At 67.0% G+C, this 21,508-nt stretch carries 22 protein-coding genes; 4 read left to right on the plus strand and 18 right to left on the minus strand.

What is annotated here, in order from left to right; genetic code table 11:
• Positions 1-13 precede the first annotated feature (13 nt).
• The 3 genes from AB7O82_RS03680 to recO are packed head-to-tail and all read right to left on the minus strand — an operon-like array spanning position 14 to position 3,832.
• Positions 14-820: an undecaprenyl-diphosphate phosphatase gene (locus tag AB7O82_RS03680; protein ID WP_428544120.1), complete on the minus strand. Its 807-nt coding sequence runs from the start codon at positions 818-820 to the stop codon at positions 14-16.
• 3 nt (positions 821-823) lie between these two features.
• On the minus strand, positions 824-3,064 hold the full coding sequence (parC, locus tag AB7O82_RS03685) for a DNA topoisomerase IV subunit A (protein ID WP_428544118.1): 2,241 nt from the start codon (positions 3,062-3,064) through the stop codon (positions 824-826).
• A gap of 51 nt (positions 3,065-3,115) precedes the next feature.
• The gene (gene recO, locus AB7O82_RS03690) at positions 3,116-3,832 is read right to left on the minus strand and encodes a DNA repair protein RecO (protein ID WP_428544116.1); all 717 of its coding nucleotides are present in this window, start codon (positions 3,830-3,832) and stop codon (positions 3,116-3,118) included.
• A 44-nt stretch (positions 3,833-3,876) separates the two neighbouring features.
• Here recO and AB7O82_RS03695 point away from each other — a divergent pair, with 44 nt between their 5' ends.
• On the plus strand, positions 3,877-5,427 hold the full coding sequence (locus tag AB7O82_RS03695) for an alkaline phosphatase D family protein (protein WP_428544114.1): 1,551 nt from the start codon (positions 3,877-3,879) through the stop codon (positions 5,425-5,427).
• A gap of 190 nt (positions 5,428-5,617) precedes the next feature.
• On the opposite strand, the gene era is transcribed toward AB7O82_RS03695, so the two are convergent.
• From era to folK, 8 genes are all read right to left on the minus strand, one after another.
• Complete coding sequence (gene era, locus AB7O82_RS03700) at positions 5,618-6,538, minus strand: GTPase Era (protein ID WP_428544112.1); 921 nt, start codon at positions 6,536-6,538, stop codon at positions 5,618-5,620.
• A complete protein-coding gene (gene rnc / locus AB7O82_RS03705; RefSeq protein WP_428544110.1) occupies positions 6,535-7,275 on the minus strand; it encodes a ribonuclease III in 741 nt (246 codons plus the stop codon). The genes era and rnc overlap by 4 nt, the downstream gene beginning before the upstream one ends.
• Positions 7,227-8,048 carry a signal peptidase I gene (lepB, locus tag AB7O82_RS03710; RefSeq protein ID WP_428544108.1) on the minus strand — a complete coding sequence of 274 codons (822 nt, stop codon included), beginning with the start codon at positions 8,046-8,048 and terminating at the stop codon, positions 7,227-7,229. Before lepB ends, rnc begins: the two co-directional genes overlap by 49 nt.
• Positions 8,049-8,264: 216 nt before the next feature.
• Positions 8,265-8,666 (minus strand): holo-ACP synthase, encoded by a 402-nt coding sequence (gene acpS / locus AB7O82_RS03715; RefSeq protein ID WP_428544106.1) that lies wholly within the window; start codon positions 8,664-8,666, stop codon positions 8,265-8,267.
• Complete coding sequence (locus tag AB7O82_RS03720) at positions 8,663-9,436, minus strand: pyridoxine 5'-phosphate synthase (protein ID WP_428544104.1); 774 nt, start codon at positions 9,434-9,436, stop codon at positions 8,663-8,665. The genes acpS and AB7O82_RS03720 overlap by 4 nt, the downstream gene beginning before the upstream one ends.
• A gap of 32 nt (positions 9,437-9,468) precedes the next feature.
• Entirely contained in the window at positions 9,469-11,649 is a 2,181-nt protein-coding gene (locus AB7O82_RS03725; protein WP_428544102.1) for a RelA/SpoT family protein, read from the minus strand.
• Positions 11,650-11,752: 103 nt separating this feature from the next.
• Positions 11,753-12,115, minus strand: a complete 363-nt coding sequence (gene rpoZ / locus AB7O82_RS03730) for a DNA-directed RNA polymerase subunit omega (protein ID WP_428544100.1) — start codon at positions 12,113-12,115, stop codon at positions 11,753-11,755.
• Positions 12,116-12,355: 240 nt separating this feature from the next.
• Positions 12,356-12,868, minus strand: coding sequence for a 2-amino-4-hydroxy-6-hydroxymethyldihydropteridine diphosphokinase (gene folK / locus AB7O82_RS03735; RefSeq protein WP_428618663.1), 513 nt, complete (start codon positions 12,866-12,868; stop codon positions 12,356-12,358).
• A gap of 145 nt (positions 12,869-13,013) precedes the next feature.
• On the opposite strand from folK, the gene AB7O82_RS03740 reads away from it, so the two are divergent.
• Complete coding sequence (locus AB7O82_RS03740) at positions 13,014-13,652, plus strand: NYN domain-containing protein (RefSeq protein WP_428544096.1); 639 nt, start codon at positions 13,014-13,016, stop codon at positions 13,650-13,652.
• Between the two features lie 26 nt (positions 13,653-13,678).
• On the plus strand, positions 13,679-14,329 hold the full coding sequence (locus AB7O82_RS03745) for a uracil-DNA glycosylase (RefSeq protein WP_428544094.1): 651 nt from the start codon (positions 13,679-13,681) through the stop codon (positions 14,327-14,329).
• Between the two features lie 243 nt (positions 14,330-14,572).
• Here AB7O82_RS03745 and AB7O82_RS03750 read toward each other — a convergent pair whose 3' ends face one another.
• The 7 genes from AB7O82_RS03750 to AB7O82_RS03780 form a co-directional block, all read right to left on the minus strand.
• Positions 14,573-15,049, minus strand: coding sequence for a glutathione peroxidase (locus AB7O82_RS03750; RefSeq protein ID WP_428544092.1), 477 nt, complete (start codon positions 15,047-15,049; stop codon positions 14,573-14,575).
• Between the two features lies 1 nt (position 15,050).
• Positions 15,051-15,722, minus strand: coding sequence for a sulfite oxidase-like oxidoreductase (locus AB7O82_RS03755; RefSeq protein WP_428544090.1), 672 nt, complete (start codon positions 15,720-15,722; stop codon positions 15,051-15,053).
• Positions 15,723-15,731: 9 nt separating this feature from the next.
• Positions 15,732-17,267 carry an acyl-CoA synthetase gene (locus AB7O82_RS03760; protein WP_428544088.1) on the minus strand — a complete coding sequence of 512 codons (1,536 nt, stop codon included), beginning with the start codon at positions 17,265-17,267 and terminating at the stop codon, positions 15,732-15,734.
• A 115-nt stretch (positions 17,268-17,382) separates the two neighbouring features.
• Positions 17,383-17,988 (minus strand): TetR/AcrR family transcriptional regulator, encoded by a 606-nt coding sequence (locus tag AB7O82_RS03765; protein ID WP_428544086.1) that lies wholly within the window; start codon positions 17,986-17,988, stop codon positions 17,383-17,385.
• A 52-nt stretch (positions 17,989-18,040) separates the two neighbouring features.
• On the minus strand, positions 18,041-19,213 hold the full coding sequence (locus AB7O82_RS03770; protein WP_428544084.1) for an isovaleryl-CoA dehydrogenase: 1,173 nt from the start codon (positions 19,211-19,213) through the stop codon (positions 18,041-18,043).
• A gap of 31 nt (positions 19,214-19,244) precedes the next feature.
• Positions 19,245-19,685: a hypothetical protein gene (locus tag AB7O82_RS03775; RefSeq protein ID WP_428544082.1), complete on the minus strand. Its 441-nt coding sequence runs from the start codon at positions 19,683-19,685 to the stop codon at positions 19,245-19,247.
• A 54-nt stretch (positions 19,686-19,739) separates the two neighbouring features.
• Entirely contained in the window at positions 19,740-20,525 is a 786-nt protein-coding gene (locus AB7O82_RS03780; protein ID WP_428544080.1) for an enoyl-CoA hydratase/isomerase family protein, read from the minus strand.
• A gap of 74 nt (positions 20,526-20,599) precedes the next feature.
• On the opposite strand from AB7O82_RS03780, the gene AB7O82_RS03785 reads away from it, so the two are divergent.
• A complete protein-coding gene (locus tag AB7O82_RS03785) occupies positions 20,600-21,475 on the plus strand; it encodes a LysR family transcriptional regulator (protein ID WP_428544078.1) in 876 nt (291 codons plus the stop codon).
• Positions 21,476-21,508: the final 33 nt, after the last annotated feature.

A 21,508-nucleotide genomic window follows, 5' to 3' on the forward strand; every position in this document is an offset into this window, starting at 1 on the left:
CCGCAGCGATGTTTCAGCGCAGGGCGAGAAGGATGAGCGCAAGCGTGCCGAGGGCAATCCGGTACCAGGCGAACACCCCGAAGCCGTGCCGGCTGATGAAGCGGACGAACGGGCCGACCACCAGCGTAGCCGACGCGAAGGCAGCGATGAATCCCAGGGCGATCACGCCACCGCCGTGCCAGTCGAGCGACGTCCAGTTCTTGTAGAGGTCGTAGACCGTTGCGCCGATCATGGTCGGGATGGCGAGGAAGAACGAGAACTCGGCCGCCGTTGCCCGATCGACGCGGAACACGCGGGCACCCATTATGGTAGCGCCGGCGCGTGACACGCCGGGAACCATCGCAAGGCTTTGGCAGAGACCGACATAGAGCGCCGTCTTGAGGTCGACCTCGTCGAGCGACTTGATGCGCGGTCGCTGCGCCAGCCGCTCGATAACCAGGATGGCAATGCCGCCCACGATCAGCGCCACTGCCACGACCCACGGGCTGAACAGCACCGACTTGATGTACTTGTGCGCCACAACGCCGATCAACGCCGCGGGCAGGAAAGCGACGACCACCGCCGCCGTGAAGCGCAGCGCGAGCGGCTCGCGCTGCAGCAGGCCGGTCGCCGTCGTCCAGAGCTTGGCACGGTAAAGAAAGCAGATGGCGAGGATGGCGCCGAGCTGGATGACGATCTCGAACACCTTGCCGGGCGGTCCCCGGAAGTTCAGCACCTCTTCGGCGAGGATGATGTGCCCGGTCGAGGAGACCGGCAGAAACTCAGTGAGGCCCTCGACGACGCCGATCAGCACCGTCTTCCAGATCAGCGTCAGGTCCATCGGTCAGTCCTTGAAGCGTCGGGCGCGCGGCCAGCCTTTTTCGGGCATGCGGCCCGCCTGGGCGCGCTCGCCGCGCCAGAACCTGAGCTCGGCGGCGGGGATGACGCGGTTCGCCCATGGCAGCCCTTCGCCAAGCTGAAAGGCCTGGACATCGGACAGGCGGTCGGCCTTGGAGCGCTGCAGCAGCACGCCGCGGCCACGTGCCATCTCCGGGACCTGTTCCAGCGGGAAGATCAGGAGCTTGCGCCCCTCGCTCAGCGCCGCCACCGAATCGGCCTTGTCCGGCACGATCGACAGGGCCTGGGCCTTCTCCTTGTCGGCCAGGTTCAGCACCTGCTTGCCGTTCTTGGTCTGCGCCACGACCTCGTCCTCGGGCACGACGAAGCCACGGCCGGCATCGGAGGCGACCAGGAACTTCCGGCCACCCTTCAGGACCTGGAGCAGGATGATATCCTGCTCGTTGCCGAGCTCGATCATCAGCCGGATCGGCTCGCCATGGCCCCGCGCGCTCGGCAGCTTGTCGCAGCTCAGCGTATAGAAGCGGCCGTTGGTGCCGAACACCAGGATCTTGTCGGTAGACTGGGCATGCACGGCAAATCGCGGCCCGTCCCCTTCCTTGTACTTGAGATCGGCTGCCGCCTGCTCGTCGAGATGGCCCTTGGCGGCGCGGATCCAGCCCTTCTCGGAGCAGACCACGGTGATCGGCTCGCGCTCGACGAAATCCTCGACCGCATGCTCGACCTCCGCCGGCGCGTCGGCGAGATCGGTCCGGCGGCGGCCGAGCTCCGTCTTGCCGCCGAACCGGCGCTTGGTCTCCTGGACCTCGGCGGCGATCGACTGCCACTGCTTGTCCTCGTCCCTGAGCAGCGCCCGCAGCTCTTTGCGTTCGGCGGTGAGCTTCTTGTGCTCGCCCTTGATCTCGAACTCCTCGAGTCGGCGCAGGGCGCGCAGCCGCATGTTGAGGATCGCCTCGGCCTGCAGGTCGGAGAGCCTGAACGCCGCGATCATGTGCGGCTTGGGCTCGTCCTGCTCGCGCAGGATCTTGATCAGCCTGTCGAGGTTTAGATAGGCGATCAGGTAGCCGTCGAGGATCTCGAGGCGGCGGTCGATCTCGGCCAGGCGGTGCGTCGAGCGGCGCACCAGCACCTCGCGGCGGTGATCGAGGAAGGCCTGCAACGCCTCGCGCAGGTTCATGACCCGCGGGGTGTTGTCCTTGTCGAGGACGTTGAGATTGAGCGGGAAGCGGATCTCGAGGTCGGTCAGCTTGAACAGCTGCTCCATCAGGAGCTCGGCCGGCACGTTGCCGGTGCGTGGCTCGAGCACGATGCGCACGTCGTCGGCCGATTCGTCGTGCACGTCTTCGAGGATCGTCAGCTTCTTGGCATTGATGATCTCGGCGATGCGCTCGATCAGCTTGCCCTTCTGGACCTGATAGGGGATCTCCGTGACGATGATGCGGTACTGGCCGCGCGGCAGCTGTTCGACGGACCAGCGAGCCCGCAGCCGGAACGCGCCGCGGCCGGTGCGATAGGCCTCGACGATCGATTCGCGCGGCTCGACCAGCACGCCGCCGGTCGGAAAATCGGGCCCCTTGACCAGGTCGACCAGCGTCTCGACCCGGGCATTTGGCGTGCGGATCAGATGCAGCAGTGCGTCGCACAATTCGCCGGTATTGTGCGGCGGGATCGACGTCGCCATGCCGACGGCGATGCCGGCGGCGCCGTTGGCCAGCAGGTTGGGGAAACCGCCGGGCAGGACGACCGGCTCCTCTGTCGAGCCGTCGTAGTTGGGCCGGAAGTCGACGGCGTTCTCGTCGATGCCGGCCAGCAGCGCCTCGGCGACCTCGGTGAGGCGCGCCTCGGTGTAGCGCATGGCGGCTGGGTTATCGCCGTCGATGTTGCCGAAGTTGCCCTGCCCTTCGATCAGTGGATAGCGCGCCGCAAACTCCTGGGCCAGGCGCACCAGGGCGTCGTAGATCGACTGGTCGCCGTGCGGATGGTACTGGCCGATCACGTCGCCGACCACGCGTGCGCTCTTCTTGAAGGCGCTGTTGGGGTCGAGCCGCAGCTGGCGCATGGCGTAAAGCAGCCGGCGATGAACCGGCTTCAGGCCGTCGCGCACATCGGGCAGCGAGCGCGCCATGATCGTCGACAGCGCGTACGACAGGTAACGCTCGCTGAGCGCCTGGCCGAACTGCACCGGCTTGACCACCGCCAGCGGGACGACGTTGTTGCGTTTTGCCATGAGCCGGTTCGAGGGGATGGACCGCGGTTCGAGCCGCAATCCTTGTTGTTTCTAACGCTGCAGCGTTTCCATAAATCTCGCCCGCGCGGCAGGCAAGGGCTTGTTGTGTGGCCAAAAGACATGCCGCTCGAGAAAGAATGCCGTGAGATCAAGGCCCTGGCGCAGGTCCTGCACGTCCGATGCAAGGCCGCCGGTGGACAGAAAGGCCGGCAGGGCCACCAGTCTTTCCTTGTACGGTCCGGCTGCCGCGCGCGAAACCGCCCGGCCGGTCTTGGGCGAAACGTAAGCGAGATCGGCCGTCGCACCAGTCAAGGCGCAGGCTGCGAGGTCCAACCCGAAACCCAGCTCCTGCAGGAGCCCGAGCTCGAGCCTGACGTAGATCGTGGGCCATCCCGGGTGTCCCAGGGCCGTCAGGAACGCTAGGAATCCATCGAACATGGCGGGATGCGGTTCGCGCTCAGGCAGGGCGGCGTCAATCAGCGCGCATGCCGCGGCAAGGCCGGCCAGCTCGCTTGCATCCTCGAGGGCGCGTGCCGCGTGAGGCTCGCGCAGCTCGGCGGTGTAGTTTCCGAGCTGCTCCGCCAGCCGCGCGCGCCAGCCGAGCGCCACCAGATTGCCGGGCTGCCAGACCGGGCGGGCGCGCCGCGACATGCCGCCCGGCACGAAACCGGCGTGCCGGCCATGGTCGCGAGTCAGCAGCGATGCAATCAGCCCGCTCTCGCCGTGCGCTCGCGCCGACAGCACGATGCCCTCGTCGCGCCATTCCATGCCGACGGTATGCCGCGTTTAACAATTCGGCGCTAGGCTGGCCCATGATCAAGCTGAACCGACGCCGCCTGTTGGCTGCCGGCACGGTGGCCGCCGCCCTGCCGACCCGCATTTTCGCCCAGACGTCAGAGGCCGCACGACCGCGCCTGCTGCAGGGCGTGCAGTCGGGCGACGTCATGCCCGACGGCGGCGTCGTGTGGAGCCGTGCCGACCGGCCGGCGCGCATGCTCGTGGAGTATGCGACGACCGAGAAATTCACCGATCCCAAGCGGATCGTCGGTCCCATGGCACTGGAAGCGACCGATTTCACGTCGCGCGTTCGCATCCGCGGGGTGGCGCCCGGCCAGACGGTCTTCTATCGCGTGTCCTACCTCGATCTCGGCGACTACAAGACCGTGAGTGAACCGGTCGGCGGGCACTTCCGCGTTCCGCCATCGGCCGGCAACGACGTGAGCTTCGTCTGGTCGGCCGACACGGTCGGCCAGGGCTGGGGCATCAATCCCGACGTCGGCGGCATGACGATCTACGAGGCCATGCGGCGGCTTGCGCCGGACTTCTTCATTCACAGCGGCGATGCGATCTACGCCGACAACCCGCTGCAGGCGGAAAAAAAGCTGCCCGACGGCAAGGCCTGGAAGAACGTGGTCACCGAGGCGAAATCCAAGGTCGCCGAGACCCTCGAGGATTTCCGCGGCAATCACCGCTACAACCTGCTCGACGACAACCTGCGCCGCTTCAACGCCGAGGTGCCCATGCTGGCGCAATGGGACGATCACGACGTGATCGACAACTGGTACTGGGAGCGCCGCCTCGACAACGACACGCGCTATCGCCAGAAGAGCGTCGCCGTGCTGGCGGCCTACGGTCAGCGGGCGTTCCGCGAGTACATGCCCCTGGCGGGCGACCTCGACGGACCGATGCAGCTCTATCGCAGGTTCTCCTTCGGCCCGCGCCTCGACGTCTTCCGCATCGACATGCGCAGCTTCCGCGGTCCCAACGGCGCCAACCGTCAGGCAATGGCCGGACCTGATACGGCCTTCCTCGGCAATCGACAGATCGAATGGTTGAAGGGCGCCCTGAAGGAGTCGAAGGCGACGTGGAAGATGATCGCCGCCGACATGCCGATCGGCGTGGTGGTCTACGACGACTGGCGCAGCAAGTCGGGCTCCGAGGCGGTCGCCAACGGTGACGACGGCCCACCGCTCGGCCGCGAGCTGGAGATCGCCGACCTGCTCGCCTTCATCAAGCGCGAGGATATCCGCAACGTGCACTGGATTACCGGCGACGTGCACTACGCGGCAACCCATCGCTACGATCCCAGTCGCGCGGCATTCACCGATTTCACGCCGTTCTACGAATTCGTCTCGGGCCCGCTGTGCGCCGGCGGCTTCGGCCCCAACACGCTGGACCGCACGTTCGGGCCCGAGGTGGTCTTCCAGAAGGTCCCGCCGCCCGGGCGCTTCGATCTCGCGCCGTCGGAAGGCTCCTGCCATTTCGGCCATGTCAGGATCGACGGCGCCACCGGCGGCCTGACCGTCACTCACCGCGACGCCGCCGGCGGCGTCCTCCACGCACTGAGCCTGGCGCCGGCGTGAGCAGCTATTCGTCCCCCGTAACCGGGTCGTAACCGGGGGAGAGGTGGCGCGAAGGGCCGGAGGGGAAGAGCAGCACGCGAGATCCTTCCGATTCTGACATCGGAATCGGAATCTCCCGGACTGAGGCCTTCCCCCTCCGCCGCCGTATGACGGCGGTACCTCCCCCGATGACGGGGGAGGGGTTAGTTCCCTACGTCTCGTAATCCAGCCCGATCGCGCGGTAGTGGGCAGGGTCGTCGGCCCAGCGTTCGCTGACCTTGACGTGCAGGAAGAGATGCACGGGGCGCTCCAGCAGCTGCCCAAGCTCGTGGCGGGCGCGGGCGCCGATCTGCTTGATGCGGGCGCCGCCCTTGCCGAGGACGATGGCGCGCTGGCCTTCGCGGGCCACGTGGATCGTCTGCTCGATGCGCGTGCTGCCGTCGGGCCGGTCCTCCCACTTGTCGGTCTCGACGGCCGCCTCGTAGGGCAGCTCCTGGTGGAGCTGAAGGAACACCTGCTCGCGCGTCACCTCGGCCGCCAGCAGTCGCATCGGCAGGTCCGCCGCCTGATCCTCGGGATAGAGGAAGGGTCCTTCGGGCAGCGCCGTGGCCAGGGCCGTCAGGATGTCGGCGATGCCGTCCTGACGCAGGGCGCTCACCATGAAGGTGCGATCGAAAGCCAGGCGCTCGTTCAGCCGGGCCGCCAGCGCAAGCAGCTTTTCGCGCGCCACGAGATCGATCTTGTTCAGGATCAGGAATCGCGGGACGCGCTGATCCTTCAACCGCTCGATGATCGCCTCGGTCTCCGCACCGATGCCGCGCTCAGCATCGACCACCAGAGCGACGATGTCGGCATCGTCGGCGCCTTGCCAGGCCGCGGCGACCATGGCCCGCTCGAGGCGTCGCTTGGCGATGCGAAAAATCCCTGGCGTGTCGACGAGGACGACCTGGGCGCGGCCTCCTTCGGCGAGGTCGACCATGGCGATGCCGATCACCCGCATGCGCGTGGTCTGCACCTTGGGCGAGACGATGCTCACCTTGGAGCCGACCATGGCATTGACCAGCGTCGATTTGCCGGCATTGGGCGCGCCGACGATGGCGGCGAAGCCGGCGCGGGTCCTGGGCTCGCTCACGACTGGCCGAGCCCCTCGATGAGCAGGCGCGCCGCCTCGCTTTCCGCCTCGCGCTTGGTTCGGCCCCTGCCCTGAACTGGCTCGGCGGTGCCGACGCGGACCTCGACCACGAACATCGGCTCGTGCTCGACGCCTTCGCGGCCGACCTGGCGATAAACCGGCAGGGCGAGGCCGCGCGCCTGCGCCCATTCCTGCAGCTGCATCTTCGGTGGCCTCGGCGCCGGGTTGTGGCTGCCCAGCCGATCGCCCCACAGGCGCTCGACGGTTGCCGCCGCTGCCGCATAGCCGGCGTCGACGAAGACTGCCCCGAGCAGCGCCTCCATCATATCGGCGAGGAGCGCCGGCGAGGCCGGCGGCGCGCCGCGGTAGGCGATCAGGTGATTGTTCAGACCGCTCGCCTGCGCGATCTCGCCCAGGGTGCGCGTGCTCACCAGAGCGGCATGGCGCTGCGCCAGCTGGCCTTCCGCCTCGCCGGGAAATCGGCGCAACAGCAGGTCGGCCATGGCGAGCGACAGCACGCGGTCGCCGAGGAACTCCAGCCGCTCATTGCCATAGGGGAAGGCCGCCTTGAGGTCGCGCCTCCGGTCGAGCGCCCCGCGATGGGTCAACGCCTCGACAGCGAGTTCACGCCGCGCAAAAGCGTACCCGAGTCCGCCTGCCAGCGCTTCGAAATCGACGTCGGTCTGGCTCAGTGGATCGCCATGAAGAAACGATTGAATCGAATGGCTTCGGGCCATTTCCACGGCTCCAGCCAGCCCGCCGCAGATGGATCGTGCGAGAAGAAGATGAACTCGGCGCGGCCGACCAAGTTTTCCGATGGAACATACCAGCCGAGTTGATCGCGGTCGCGCGCCGATCCCGAGAAATCGCGCAGCATCAGGCGTGTTCGGCTGTCGAGCGAATCGTCGCGATTGTCGCCCATGACGAAGTAGTTGTTCGCCGGAACGAGGAACTCCGGCGTGTTGTCGGCGGGTCCGGCGTCGCTGTACTCGAGCACCGTGTAGCTGCGCCCGTTGGGCAAGGTTTCGCGATAGAGGGTGCCCCTGGGATAGAGGCCGTTAGCCTTGGAATACTCGCCGATGCGCGTGCGCTGGACCGCCGTGCCATTGATGTGCAGCACGCCGTTGGTCACCTGGATCCGATCACCCGGCATGCCGACGATGCGCTTGATGTAATCGGTACGGTTGACGCCCTGCCCCTGGTCGCCTGGATATTTGAACACCGCGACATCGCCACGCTCCGGCGGCTGGCCGAAGATGCGGCCGGAGAACAGCCCCATCGAGAACGGGAACGAATGCTTGCTGTATCCGTACGAGTATTTCGAGACGAACAGGTAATCACCGACCAGCAAGGTCGGGATCATCGATCCGCTGGGGATATTGAACGGCTCGATGGCGAAGGTGCGCACAACCAGGGCGATGAGCACCGCATAGACGACGGTGCGGACGGTCTCGCCCCAGCCGCCGGCCTTCTCCTGTCCCCGCTTTCGACGTTCAGCCACGTCCGTCATCGCTGTCCCAGTTTAAACGAGCCGCGCCTATAGCAGGGTAGGAACCCGCTGTCTCTTGCCCCTGGTGTCTCAGGAGGGGTTGGACACAATTCTCACGTGCCTCCCCCGTAATCGGGGGAAGTGGCCCGCCCGCGCGGCCGAAGCCGCTACGGCGCGGCGAAGGCCCGCATGACGGGGCACCTTCCCCGGTGACGGGGGAGGGATTGCAGATGCCGGTCATGTCCCCGACACCGCGGAAATAATCACGAAAGCCTGGGCCATTGGGTATTCGTCGGTCAAGCTCAGATCGATTTGCGGCGACATTCCGGCTGGCGTCAGCTCCTGCAGGCGCGCCAAAGCGCCACCTGTCAGGGCCATTGTCGGCTTGCCGCCGCGCATGTTCACGACCCCCATGTCGCGCCAGAAGACGCCACGCCGCAGGCCCGTGCCCAGCGCCTTCGCGCAGGCCTCCTTGGCGGCGAACCGCTTGGCGTAGCTGGCGGCCCGCGTCGCCCGCCCCTCCGACCTCTTCTGTTCAGTCTCTGTGAAAATCCGCTGCACGAATCGATCGCCGAACCGATCCAGCGACTTCTCGATACGCCTGATATCCGTGAGATCGCTGCCGATGCCCAGGATCACTTGGCCACCCCACCGCCGGCTCGCGCTGCGTCCATGACCCGCCGCATCTCGCGGATCGCCGGCTCAAACCCGACGAAGATCGCCTCTCCGACCAGGAAATGGCCGATATTGAGCTCGCGCACCTCGGGAATTGCCGCCACCGGCCCGACGTCGGCATAGCTGAGGCCATGCCCGGCGTGGCATTCGAGGCCGAGCCTCGTGCATAAGGCAGCCGCCTTCTGCAGACGGCCAAGCTCGGCGCGCTGGGCCTCGCCTTCGAGCTCGCAGTACCGGCCGGTGTGTAGCTCGACGACCGGCGCGCCGAGGGCGACGGCGGCCTCGAGCTGGCGCGGATCGGCCTCGATGAACAGCGAGACCCGGATGCCAGCGTCGCGCAGGCGGCTCACCATCGGCCGCAGATGGTTGTGCTGCCCGGCCGCATCGAGCCCCCCTTCCGTGGTCCGCTCCTCGCGCTTCTCCGGCACGATGCAGGCGGCATGCGGACAGTGACGAAGTGCGATCGCGACCATCTCCGCCGTCGCCGCCATCTCGAAATTGAGTGGGATCGTGAGCTCGCGCATCAGGCCTTCGATGTCGGCGTCGACGATGTGGCGGCGATCCTCCCGAAGATGAGCCGTGATGCCGTCGGCGCCCGCGGCGGCGGCAAGGCGGGCGGCGCGCAGGGGATCGGGCAGGCGCCCGCCTCGCGCATTACGCACCGTCGCCACGTGGTCGATGTTGACGCCCAGACGAAGATGGCTGGACGCGCGGGAGGGTTTGGAAACGGACATGGGCTACTTTCGGTGTGACAGGGCGCGAGCGCTCAATTGCGCGCCCGCTCGACGGCGTTGATGGCGGGCGAGGCGCGCAACGCCGCGGCAATATCGGCCAGGTGCTTGACGTCGGTCACCTCGACATCGATCACCATATCGAAGAAATCCATCGACCGATTGGTGATTCGGAGATTCGAGATGTTGCCGTGGTTGCGCGCGATCACCGTCGACAGGCTCGACAGGCTGCCCGGCTGGTTGGCCACGGTGACCTTGAGGCGACCGGTATAGGTTCCCGTCGCTCCTTCCTTGACCGAATCCCAACCGACGTCAATCCAGCGCTCGGATGCCTCGGAGAAGCTCTCCAGCGTCGCGCAATCGATGGTATGAATCGTCACGCCCTTGCCCGTGGTGATGATGCCGACGATGCGATCGCCCGGCAGGGGGTGGCAGCAGCGGGCGAAGTGAACCGCCATGCCCGGGATCAGGCCGCGGATGGCGATCTCGCCGCTGCTCGTCTTGCCGCGCCCGACATCGACCGGCTTGCCGGCCTTGGTGCGGGCCCGCGAGATCGGTACCACGTCGGCGCCGCCCGTCTTCCGGCCCTGCTTGAGGCCCGGATAGACCGCCATCAGCACTTCGCGGGCACCGATCAACCCTTCGCCGACCGCGGCCACGAGGTCGTCGGTGGTGGCGTGCTTGAAGTTGGCGCGAACCCCTTCGAGGCCCTTGTCGGTCGGCTCGTAGCCCTCCTCGTGGAAGGCCTTGTCGAGCAGCGAGCGGCCGAGCTGGATGTACTGCTCGCGCTGGCGCAGGCGGATGAAGCGGCGGATGGCCGCCTTGGCCTTGCCGGTGACGACGAAGCGTTCCCAGGTCGGCGACGGCGTCTGCGCCTTGGAGGTGATGATCTCGACCTGGTCGCCGTTGGCGAGCTGGGTGCGCAGCGGCAGCATGCGGCCATTGATCTTGGAGCCGACGCAGGTGTCGCCGACCTGGCTGTGCACGGCGTACGCGAAGTCGATCGGCGTGGCGCCACGCGGCAGGGCGATCAGCTTGCCCTTCGGCGTGAAGCAGAATACCTGGTCCTGGAACATCTCGAGCTTGGTGTGCTCGAGGAACTCCTCGGCATTGGGCGCCTTGTCGAGGATCTCCATCAGGCTACGCAGCCAGGCGTATTGCGGGGCGTCGGTCGACGGCCCGCCCTGCTTGTAGATCCAATGCGCCGCCACGCCTCGCTCGGCCTGGTCCTGCATCTCGGCGGTGCGGATCTGGATCTCGATGCGCTGGCCGAACGGCCCGATGACGCCGGTGTGCAGGGACCGGTAGCCGTTCGGCTTGGGCACGGAGATGTAGTCCTTGAAGCGCTGCGGCAGCACCTGGTAGCTGCCGTGCAGCAAGCCGAGCGCCTGGTAGCACTTGGCGACGTCGTCGACGATGATGCGAAAGGCCATGATGTCGGCGAGCTGCTCGAACGACACGTTCTTGGTCTGCATCTTGCGCCAGATCGAATAGGGCGTCTTCTCGCGGCCCGACACCTGGGCCGGCAGCCCGCCCTCGGACAGGGTCCTCGCAAGCTCGGCCTCGATCTGGGGCACCAACTGCTCGCCACGCTCGCGCAGATAACCCTGCCGGGCCAGCACCGAGGCGCGGCCGTCGGGATTGAGCTCGGCGAAGGCCAGCTCCTCCAGATCGCGCTTGACCTTCTCCATGCCGATGCGCGAGGCGAGCGGCGCATAGAGATCCATGGTCTCGCGCGCGATCCGCTTGCGCCGGGCCGGATCCTTGATGTGGTGCAGGGTCCGCATGTTGTGCAGACGGTCGGCGAGCTTCACCAGCAGCACGCGGATGTCGGACGACATCGCCAGCACCAGCTTGCGCAGGTTCTCGGCTTCCTTGGTGCTTTCGGATTGGACCTCCAGGCGCGACAGCTTGGTCACGCCATCGACCAGCCGGGCGACATTCTCGCCGAACAGGCGGGCGATCTCCTCGCGCGTGGCGTCGGTGTCCTCGAGCGTGTCGTGCAGCAGGCCGGTGACGATCGAGTCGGTGTCGAGCTTCATCTCGGCCAGGATGCCGGCGACCTCGACGGGATGGGAGAAATACGGGTCGCCCGAGGCGCGCAGCTGGGTACCGTGCTTCTTCAGGCCATAGACATAGGCGCGGTTCAGCGTGTCCTCGTCCGCCTCCGGATGGTAGGACTGCACGCGCTCGACGAGTTCGAACTGACGAATCATGACGATCGCCCATTATATGGGGACGATCGCGCCTTCTCCACGATGATTGCGCAACGGGATTTTCAAGAGCAGCCGACGGAAGCGCCGGCCGCGACGCACCACGCTACTCGGTGACGTCGTCTTCCTCGGCCATCGGCAAGGCCTTGGGCTGCGCCGCCTCGGCGCCGCCCTGGGCCAACGCCGCGGCGAGCTCCTGCTCGAGCTCGGCCATCTCGTTGACCTCTTCCGGCTTGTCGATGTCGGCATGCTTCTGCATGCCCGAGATCAACGAGTCCTTCAGCGTGCCCTGATCGAGCTTGGTCTCGGCGATCTCGCGCAACGCCACGACCGGATTCTTGTCGCGGTCGCGGTCGAGCGTGATCTGCGCGCCGGCCGAGATGTCGCGCGCGCGCTGGGCGGCGAACATCACGAGCTCGAAGCGGTTGGGCACCTGCAGAATGCAGTCTTCGACGGTTACGCGCGCCATGGCGACCTCAGATTGTCCGGGAGCCGGGGTTTATACGCGTCCTGACCCAAAAGGCAAGATGCACTGCTTTTCCTCCTCGTCATCGGGAGAGGTGACCCGAAGCGCCGGGGGGAAGGCCTCAGTCGAGACCTCCGAGTCTGACGTCGGAATTGGAGGCATCTTGCCTGCAGCCCTCCCTCCTCCGCCCCATATTACGGGGCACCTCCCCCGATGACGGGACCGATGACGGGGGAGGAGGACTTACATCCGTTCAATCACCTGATCGGCCGGTAGTCTGGCAATGAGTTCCCCGATCGACGCCCCGCTCACCGGGTGCCGCCACCGGGGTTCCAGGTCGGCGAGCGGCAGCAAAACGAAGGCGCGGCCCTCCATCCGGGGATGCGGGAGGGTTGCCCGGCCCGGCCCTCCGGCCGCCGTTTGGCCGCGAAAATCGAGCAGATCCAGGTCGATGATGCGGGCGGCGTTGGCCGTCGAGCGGGCCCGGCCAAACCCCGCCTCGACCTCATGGAGGCAGGCCAGAAGTCGGTCGGCCGACAGGTCCGTCTCGACCTCGGCGACCGCATTGACATACCAGGGCTGATCCGACGGCGGGACCGGCGCCGTCCGATACCATGGCGAGACGCGCATCGTGCGAATGCCAAACCGGCCCAGGTCGGCCAGGGCCGCCTCGAGGACGCGCCGCGGTGCACCGAGCCGCGGATGGTCGAGATTGCCGCCGAGCGCGATCAAGATCGGGTATGATAGTTGCTGCATTTTCTCCGTGACCCACAATCCCTTGTGGTTCAATGAATAGCGCCGTAGACTTGACATGGATCGGCAAAGCCGCGAGGTACGACACTCCAATCGCTAATAATTCTGCTTTCTACGTGCAAGTATAAATTCTCAAGGGATATTGACGATGAAAGGCAATTTTTACGAGAACGAGCGGGTCGGTCTGTTCATCGACGGCGCCAATCTCTACTCGGCCGCACGGTCCCTTGGATTCGACATCGATTATCGCCGCCTGCTGAAGGTCTTTCGCGAGAAGGGGCGGCTGGTCCGCGCCTATTACTACACGGCGCTGATCGAGGACCAGGAGTACTCGCCGATCCGGCCGCTGATCGATTGGCTCGACTACAACGGCTACACCATGGTCACCAAGCCGACCAAGGAATTCACCGACGCCATGGGCCGCCGCAAGATCAAGGGCAACATGGACATCGAGCTGGCCATCGATGTCCTCGAGATGGCCGAGCATCTCGACCACGTGATCCTGTTCTCGGGCGACGGCGATTTCCGCCGGCTGGTGGAGGCGGTGCAGCGCAAGGGCCTGCGGGTCTCGGTGGTCAGCACGATCAAGTCCTCGCCGCCCATGGTGGCCGACGAGTTGCGTCGTCAGGCCGACGATTTCATCGAGTTGAGCGAGCTCGCACCGCTGATTGCCCGCATGCCGTCCGAGCGCCCGGCACGTCCGGCGGGCGCGGCGGCCTACGCGTCGCGGGATCAGTTCGGCGAGGCCGAGGACGGCGCGCCCGAGGCGCAGGCGCGCTCCGCCTGACGGCAGCCGGCCAAGAGGCCGCCCCTATGGCCGCGACGCGTTTCGACGAGCCGGCGCACGACTGCCCGCTGTGTCCCAGGCTGGTGTCGTTCAGGCGCGAGCTGCAGTCGCAGTACCCCGACTGGAGCAACGCACCCGTCCGATCGTTCGGAACCCTCGATGCCCGCGTGCTGATCGTCGGACTTGCGCCCGGCATGCGCGGCGCCAACCGAACGGGCCGGCCGTTCACGGGCGACTACGCCGGTGACCTGCTATACTCGACACTGCTCCAATTCGGCTTCGCGCAGGGCACCTATCGCGCCGATCCGAACGACGGTCTTCACCTGGTCGATTGCCGGATCGCCAACGCCGTGCGCTGCCTGCCGCCGGAAAACAAGCCCATCCCCGCCGAGTTCACCAACTGCCGGCCCTTCCTGCAGGCCGAGCTGGCGGTGATGCCGAGGCTCGAGGTCATCATCGCCCTAGGCAAGGGCGCGCACGACCAAGTGCTGCGCGCCCTCACCGTCAGGCCGGCCGGCAGCTATCCCTTCGTCCACGGCCGGCTGCACGGCCTGCCGACCGGCCTCACGCTCGCCGACAGCTATCACTGCTCGCGCTACAACACGAATACCGGCCGGCTCACGACGGAGATGTTCCATGCCGTGTTCGGCGCCGTGCGCGGCGCGCTGAAGGGCTGACCTTCCTCCTCCCCGGCGTCTTCGCTGAGGAGGTGTCGCCGTATTCGGCGACGGAGGAGTCATGGATCATACGGACCGCGGGCGTCCCGCCCGCTCTTGCTTATGAATCATGAGCGGGCGGGACGCCCGCGGTCCGGAAGACTCATGACCCCTCCGCCCCGTATGACGGGGCACCTCCCCAGCGAAGGCGCCGGGGAGAAGGATGAATCGGCACCACCCAGCGAAGACGCTGGGGAGGACGAGTCACAGCGCCTGCTTGATCGCGTCGGTGATCTCGCCCGAGCCCGGCCGCACGCGGCTCGGCCAAGCGCCCTGCAGGGTGCCGTCCTTGCCGATCAGGTACTTGTGGAAGTTCCAGCGCGGCGCGGCATCCTCGCCGGCCTCCTGCGCGATCCAGCGGAACAGCGCATGAGCATCGGGGCCGATCACCTTCTGCTTGGAGGTGAGCGGGAAGGTGACACCGTACATGGTCTCGCAGAACTTGGCGATCTCGGGCTCTGTCCTGGGCTCCTGGGCGCCGAAATCGTTCGACGGCACGCCCAGCACCACGAGCCCCTTGGGCCCGTAGGTTTCGTGCAGGTTCTGCAGGTCCGTGTACTGCGGCGTGAACCCGCAATACGACGCGACGTTCACCAGCAGCACCGGCTTGCCGGAGAAGCTCTTCATGTCGAGCAGCTTGTTGTCGATGGTGGTGAAGGTGAAATCGTGTGCCGACGCCATGTCAGGTCTCCTCGTCGTAGCGTTGCTCGCGCCACGGATCGCCGTAATTGTGATAGCCGCGCACTTCCCAGAAGCCCGGCTTGTCGAACACCGAGAATTCGATGCGCTTGATCCACTTGGCGCTCTTCCAGAAGTAAAGTCTGGGGATCACCACGCGCAGCGGCCCGCCGTGCTCGCGGCTGATCGGCTCGCCGTTCCAGCTCCAGGCCAGCAGCACGTCGTCGGCCGAGAAGTCCGCCAGCGGCACGTTGGTCGTGTAGGTGTCGTAGGCGTGGAAGATCACGTGCTGTGCCTCGGGCCTGGGTTTGACGACCGCCAGCAGATCGCGCGCCGCCACCCCTTCCCATTCGTTGTCGTAGCGCGACCACGCGGTGACGCAGTGGATGTCCGTCACCAACCTGGTCTTCGGCAGGTCGGCGAGCGCGGCCCACTTGAACGTCGTCGGCTGTTCGACCGCGCCGTCGACGAACAGGCGCCAGGCGTGCCGCGGAATCTCGGGCTGGATGCCGAGGTCGAGCACAGGCCAGGTCTCGACGCGGCGCTGGCCCGGCGGCAGGCGCTGGTCCGGCGCCACGATCTTGCCGGTGAGCAGCCGACCCTCCTCGGCCCACTTCGCCTTGCTCCCGATCAACTTCTCCTTGAGCTTGCCGAACAGGGTGACGTCGTCGGACATGGCTCTCCTTCAGATGCTGCGCCCCGCCCTCTCCCAATAGGGGGCGCGGAGCTTGCGCTTGAATATCTTGCCCGAATCCTCGCGCGGCAGGGCAGTGCTGAATTCGACCAGCTTCGGCACCTTGTAGCGCGCCACATGCTCGGCCAGCCACGCGCGGACGCGGCCGGCATCGAGTGCTTCGCCGGCCACGGGCTCGACATAGGCGCAGATCTGCTCGCCGAACTCCTCGTCGGGGATGCCGAAGACGGCGCAGTCGCGCACGCCCGGCATCTGGATCAGCACCGATTCGATCTCGGCCGGATAGATATTGACGCCGCCCGAGATGATCATGTCGCGCTTGCGATCGCACAGATAGACGTAGCCGTCGGCATCCTGGTAGCCGACGTCGCCCACCGTCACCAGCTCGCCGAGCGCCACCTCGCGCCGCTTGGCGGCATCGTTGTTGTAGGTGAACTCCGAGACGTGCGGCCCGCGCACGTAAATCTCGCCGACCTCGCCCGGCTTCACGTCGTTGCCGCGCTCGTCGACGATGCGCAGCAACGCGCCCTCGACGACGCGGCCGACCGTGCCCGGCTTGCGCAGGGCATCCGCCGAATCGTGCCAGACGACGACTCCGGTCTCGGTGGCACCGTAGTATTCCGTGATCACGGGTCCCCACCATTCGATCATCTGTCGCTTGACCGCAGGCGCACAGGGTGCGGCACCATGGGTGATCCAGCGCAGCGAGGAGACGTCGTAGCGTCGCTTGACGGCGTCGGGCAGGCGCAGCAGGCGCACGAACATCGTCGGCACGATGTGCATGTGCGTGACGCGGTGGCGGTCGATCAGGCGCAGCATGTCCTCGGCGTCGAAGCGCGGCTGCAGCACGATCGACAGCCCGAGGCGGGCGCTGAACATGCCGTAGCCCGCCGGCGCCGAGTGGTACATCGGCCCGTTCATCATCACGACGATCGACGGGTCGGCAACGAGGCCCCAGTAGCGGCCGATCTCCTTCGTCGCGGCGTCCTGCAGCTCGGGCGAGGCCGGCTGACGGCGAACGCCCTTGGGCCGCCCGGTCGTGCCCGAGGTGTAGATCATGCTGCCGCGCGAGGCCTTGGGTGGCCCGGCGTTCGGCGCGCTGCGCGCGATGAAGGCGTCCCAGGTCTCGACACCGTCGCGCGCGCGCCGCTTGTCATCCGGAACCGAATAGGCGGCGGCGATCTCCTCGGGCATCGGCACGACCAGCACCTTGACGCCGGCCGGCACGCCCGGCGCGATCTGCGCCAGCAGGTCACTGTGCGCGACCAGCACCTTCGCGGCGCTGTCCTTCAGGATGTACCCCGCCTCCTCCGACGTGAAATGCCAGTTGATCGGCACGGCGTAGGCGCCGAGCTGGCCCGCCGCCATGTTAACCTCGAACGTCGCGAAGTCGTTGCGCAGCATCAGCGCCACGCTGTCGTCCTCGCGCAGGCCCAGCGCCGCGAACCCGCCGGCCGCCCGCGCGGCATTGGCCTGGACCTCGGCCCAACTGCGAAACCGTTCGCCGGCGGTCACTCCAGCTGTCATTGGCGTCTGCTCCCGTTGCGCGCTTGCAGAGGTCATTGTCTTCTGGGCCGCGAGCGTCGCGCTCGCTCATGCTCATGAGCGAGCGAGACGCTCGCGGTCCGGAACATGAGAACATTCACTTCTTCACCTTAGCCGCCCCGCGCATCATGGTCATGCCGAGGAACTCGGCGAGGGCGCGCTGGTCGGGGCCGTGCTGCAGCATGCCGGCTTTCTGCAGCATCACGACGCCGTGCGAGGCGGCCCACAGCGACCAGCCGAAGAGCTCGGGATCGACGTCGATCAGGCCGGCACCAGCCAGCTCCTCGGACTGTCTCGTGATCAGTCGATGCGCGCGATCGCTCTCGCGCGCCAGGTCGGCGTTGCTGCCGTCGATCGGCTGGTCGATCTCGAACATGATGCGATAGGCGTGGGGGTGCTCGGCGGCGAACCGCATGTAGGCGCCGCCGACCCGGCGCATGCGATCGATCGGGCTGGTCGCGCTCGCCCCTGCCGCCTCGAGGGTCTCGGCGAACCTGGCAAACGCCTGGGCGCGCACGGTCGACAGGATATCGGCCTTGTCCCTGAAATAGCGGTACGGCGTCTTGGGGCTGCAGCCCAGCGCCTCCGCGAGCTGGCGCATGGTGACGCCGTCATAGCCGTAACGGGCGAAACGTTCGGTCGCGACCCGGCACAGCTCGGCGCGGAAATCGGCGATGTCCTTGTCAGTGAGGTAACGCGGCATGATCGGCTTTTCGTACACACCGTGTACGAAAAGCCGATCGCGCGGTCAACCGTCAGGCGCTCTCGGAGAAGAGCTCGCGACCGATCAGCATGCGGCGGATCTCGCTGGTGCCGGCGCCGATCTCGTAGAGCTTGGCGTCGCGCAGCAGCCGGCCGGTCGGGTAGTCGTTGATGTAGCCGTTGCCGCCCAGCAGCTGGATGGCGTCGAGCGCCACCTGGGTTGCCTTCTCGGCGGCGTAGAGGATGGCGCCGGCCGAATCCTTGCGCGTGGTCTGGCCGCGATCGCAGGCCTTGGCCACCGAATAGACGTAAGCCTTGCAGGCGTTCATGGTCGTGTACATGTCGGCGAGCTTGCCCTGCACGAGCTGAAACTCGCCGATCGGCTGGCCGAACTGGCGCCGTTCGTGGACATAGGGGATCACGATGTCCATGGCCGACTGCATGATGCCGAGCGGCCCCGCCGCCAGGACGGCGCGCTCGTAGTCGAGGCCGCTCATCAGCACGTTGACGCCGCGGCCGACCGCCCCCAGCACGTTCTCGGCCGGGATCTCGCAATCCTCGAACACCAGCTCGCCGGTCGACGAGCCCCGCATGCCCATCTTGTCGAGCTTCTGCGCCACCTTGAACCCCTTGGCGTCGGTCTCGACGATGAAGGCAGTGATGCCGCGCGGACCGGCATTGGGATCGGTCTTGGCATAGACCACGATCACCTGGGCGTCGGGGCTGTTGGTGATCCACATCTTGGTGCCGTTCAGCACATAGCGGTCGCCCTTCCTGTCGGCCCTGAGCTTCATCGACACGACATCCGAGCCCGCGCCCGACTCGCTCATGGCGAGGCTGCCGACATGCTCGCCGGAAATCAGCTTGGGCAGGAAGCGCTTCTTCTGGTCGTCGCTGCCGTTGCGACGGATCTGATTCACACACAGATTGGAATGGGCGCCGTAGGACAGGCCCACCGCCGCCGAGGCGCGGCTCAGCTCCTCCATTGCAACGACGTGCTCGAGATAGCCGAGCCCCGCTCCGCCGTACTCTTCCTCGACGGTGATGCCGTGCAGGCCGAGATCGCCCATGCGCGGCCACAGCTCGCGCGGAAACCGGTCGGTCCTGTCGAGTTCGGCGGCGATCGGCGCCACCTCGGCCGAGGCGAAGCGTTCGACCTGGTCGCGCAGGGCATCGGCCGTCTCCCCCAGACCGAAGTCGAAGGGCTGCATCGCGTTGCGGATCATTGGCCTGTCAGTCAGTTGGACGTGTTGGAATTCACTTGGGATTGACCTTGACGTTGAGGCGGATGAGCTTCCACTCGCCGTCGGACGGAATGAAGTCGAGCTCGAAGGCGACGCGGGCCGGCCCCGGGTCGAAGTGACCCTCGACCAGCAGCTTGCCGTCGTCGTCGACCTTGGGCGCCGGATCGTAGACCGGCTTCAGCGCCGCAATGATGTCGAAGTCGATGCGCTTGTCCCGGAACACCTTGAAGGTCTCCGCCAGCTTCTCCGGCGGGTACTTGACGCGGAACGGCTGGGACAGCTTGGCGTGCAGGACGGTGTAGTTGTTGGTGACGTTGGCGTCGTTGAACGTCAGCAGCGACGACTTGACCAGGGCTTCCAGGGGACGCTCCCCTGGCACCTTGTTCTGGGCCTGCGCCGCCGCCGCAAGCAGGACAAGAACGAGCGAGCAGACCAGTCGAAAGATCACGAGCATGAAGGCACCTCCCCGCGGCAAAGATAACCGCGGGCGGCGCCGAAGCGAAGCCGATCATGCCTGCAGCACGCTGCGTCGGACGGAAGCAGCAGCCCGCAAGACCGCTTGCGAGGCCCGCCGGGTCTCCTCGCCGAGCCAGGCGGCCAGCCGCGGCTCGCCCTGCCCGGCCCGCGCAGCAGCGATGCGCTCGAGCGGCTGCGCGCGCAGCTGGTGCTTTGTGACGGCGAAGGCGTGCGGCGGCAGGGCCGCGTGCCGGCGCGCCTGCTCGATTGCCCGTGCCGGCAGATCGCCGGCCGGCACGAGCTCATCGAATACGTCGTGGGTCCTGGCTCCTTCCGCATCGAGCGTTTCGCCGAGCAGGACCAGGCGACGCGCCAACGCCGGCGCAAGCTCGCTGCGTGCGACCTCCAGCGGAGCGACCGGATAGGTGACGCCGACCTTGACCTCGGCCAGGCTCACCTGCATGCCGACATCGGCGGCGACTCGCCAGTCCGCGCACAGCGCCAGGATCAGCCCACCAGCTATGGCATGGCCGTTGACTGCGGCCACGAGCGGCTTCGGCCAGGCGTAGAGCGTCCCGAAACTGTCATTGAGCGCCTCGACCAGCCGGCGCTGGCCGAGGCGATCGAGATGCGGCACCGACTTGAGATCGAGCCCGGCCGAGAAGGCCGGCCCCTCCGCCGCCACGACCGCGGCGCGCACGGCCTGGTCAGCCGCCAAGCCTTCGAACAGCGCGGCGAGTTCCTCGAGCAGGCCCGCGTCCATGGCGTTCATCGGCGGGTTAGCCAGCGTGACGACGGCGACGCCGTCCGGCGTGATGGAATGCGTGATCTTGGACATGGCACGACGGTAGCCGGAATGGTGGAATAGGCAAAATCGATTGTTTCTTTCAGTGACATTGCCATTCTCTATGAATGAACCTGATTTTCGTCCGCTACTTTCTGGCGCTCGCCGACACCGGCAACTTCACGGCGGCGGCCGAACGCTGCCACGTGACACAGCCTACCCTGTCGGCCGGCATCGCCCGCCTCGAGGCCGAGCTCGGCACACGCCTGTTCGACCGCGGTCGGCGCAGCGGCCTGTCTACCGCAGGACAGCGCTTCCTGCCGCATGCCCGCGCGATTACCGAAGAGTGGCGGCTTGCCCGGGCGGAACAGCGCTCTGACCAGCGTGGCCGACTGGTTCGCGTCGGCCTCGCCTCCACGTTGCCCGTGATGGCGGTGATGGGCTGGCTTCAGGTCGTCCAGCGCCAGCTCCCGGTCGACCTCGAAATTTCCGAGGGGGCCGCCGACGCCGTGGCCGAGCGTTGCCGGCGCGGGCGCTGCGATATCGCGCTGCATGCGACGCGCGATCCGAGCCCACTCGACAATGCCGCAGTCCTGTGGCGCGAGCCATACGTACTGGCGGCCGCGACCGGGCACATCGTTGCCACGCGCGATCGCTGGTCGGTCAAGGATCTGGCCGACACGCCCTTCGTGCTTCGCGCCGCGTGCGAGGCCCACGACGAGGCGCAGCGCCTGTTCACCTGCGAGGGCGTAAGGCCGCGCGCGGTCTTGCGTTCGGCCGACGAGGAGCGCTGCGCGGCGGCGGTGCTGGCGTGCCTCGGCGTCAGCCTGATGCCACGGTCCCTGCTGCGCCCCGGCATGGCCGCTGCGGAAATCCGCGAGGTCGCGCTCGATCGCCGGGTGGTCTTGGCAGCGCGACCGGAGGCGGACGCCGAGCTGGTCGCGCTCCTGCGCGACGCCGCGCAGTCGGCGACCCGCGACCTGCGCCTCGACTTCGCGCGGTGATGATCCTCCTCCCCAGCTTCGCTGGGAGGAGTC

Origin of the sequence: Reyranella sp., from assembly GCF_050185545.1 — a bacterium.
Lineage (GTDB): Bacteria > Pseudomonadota > Alphaproteobacteria > Reyranellales > Reyranellaceae > Reyranella.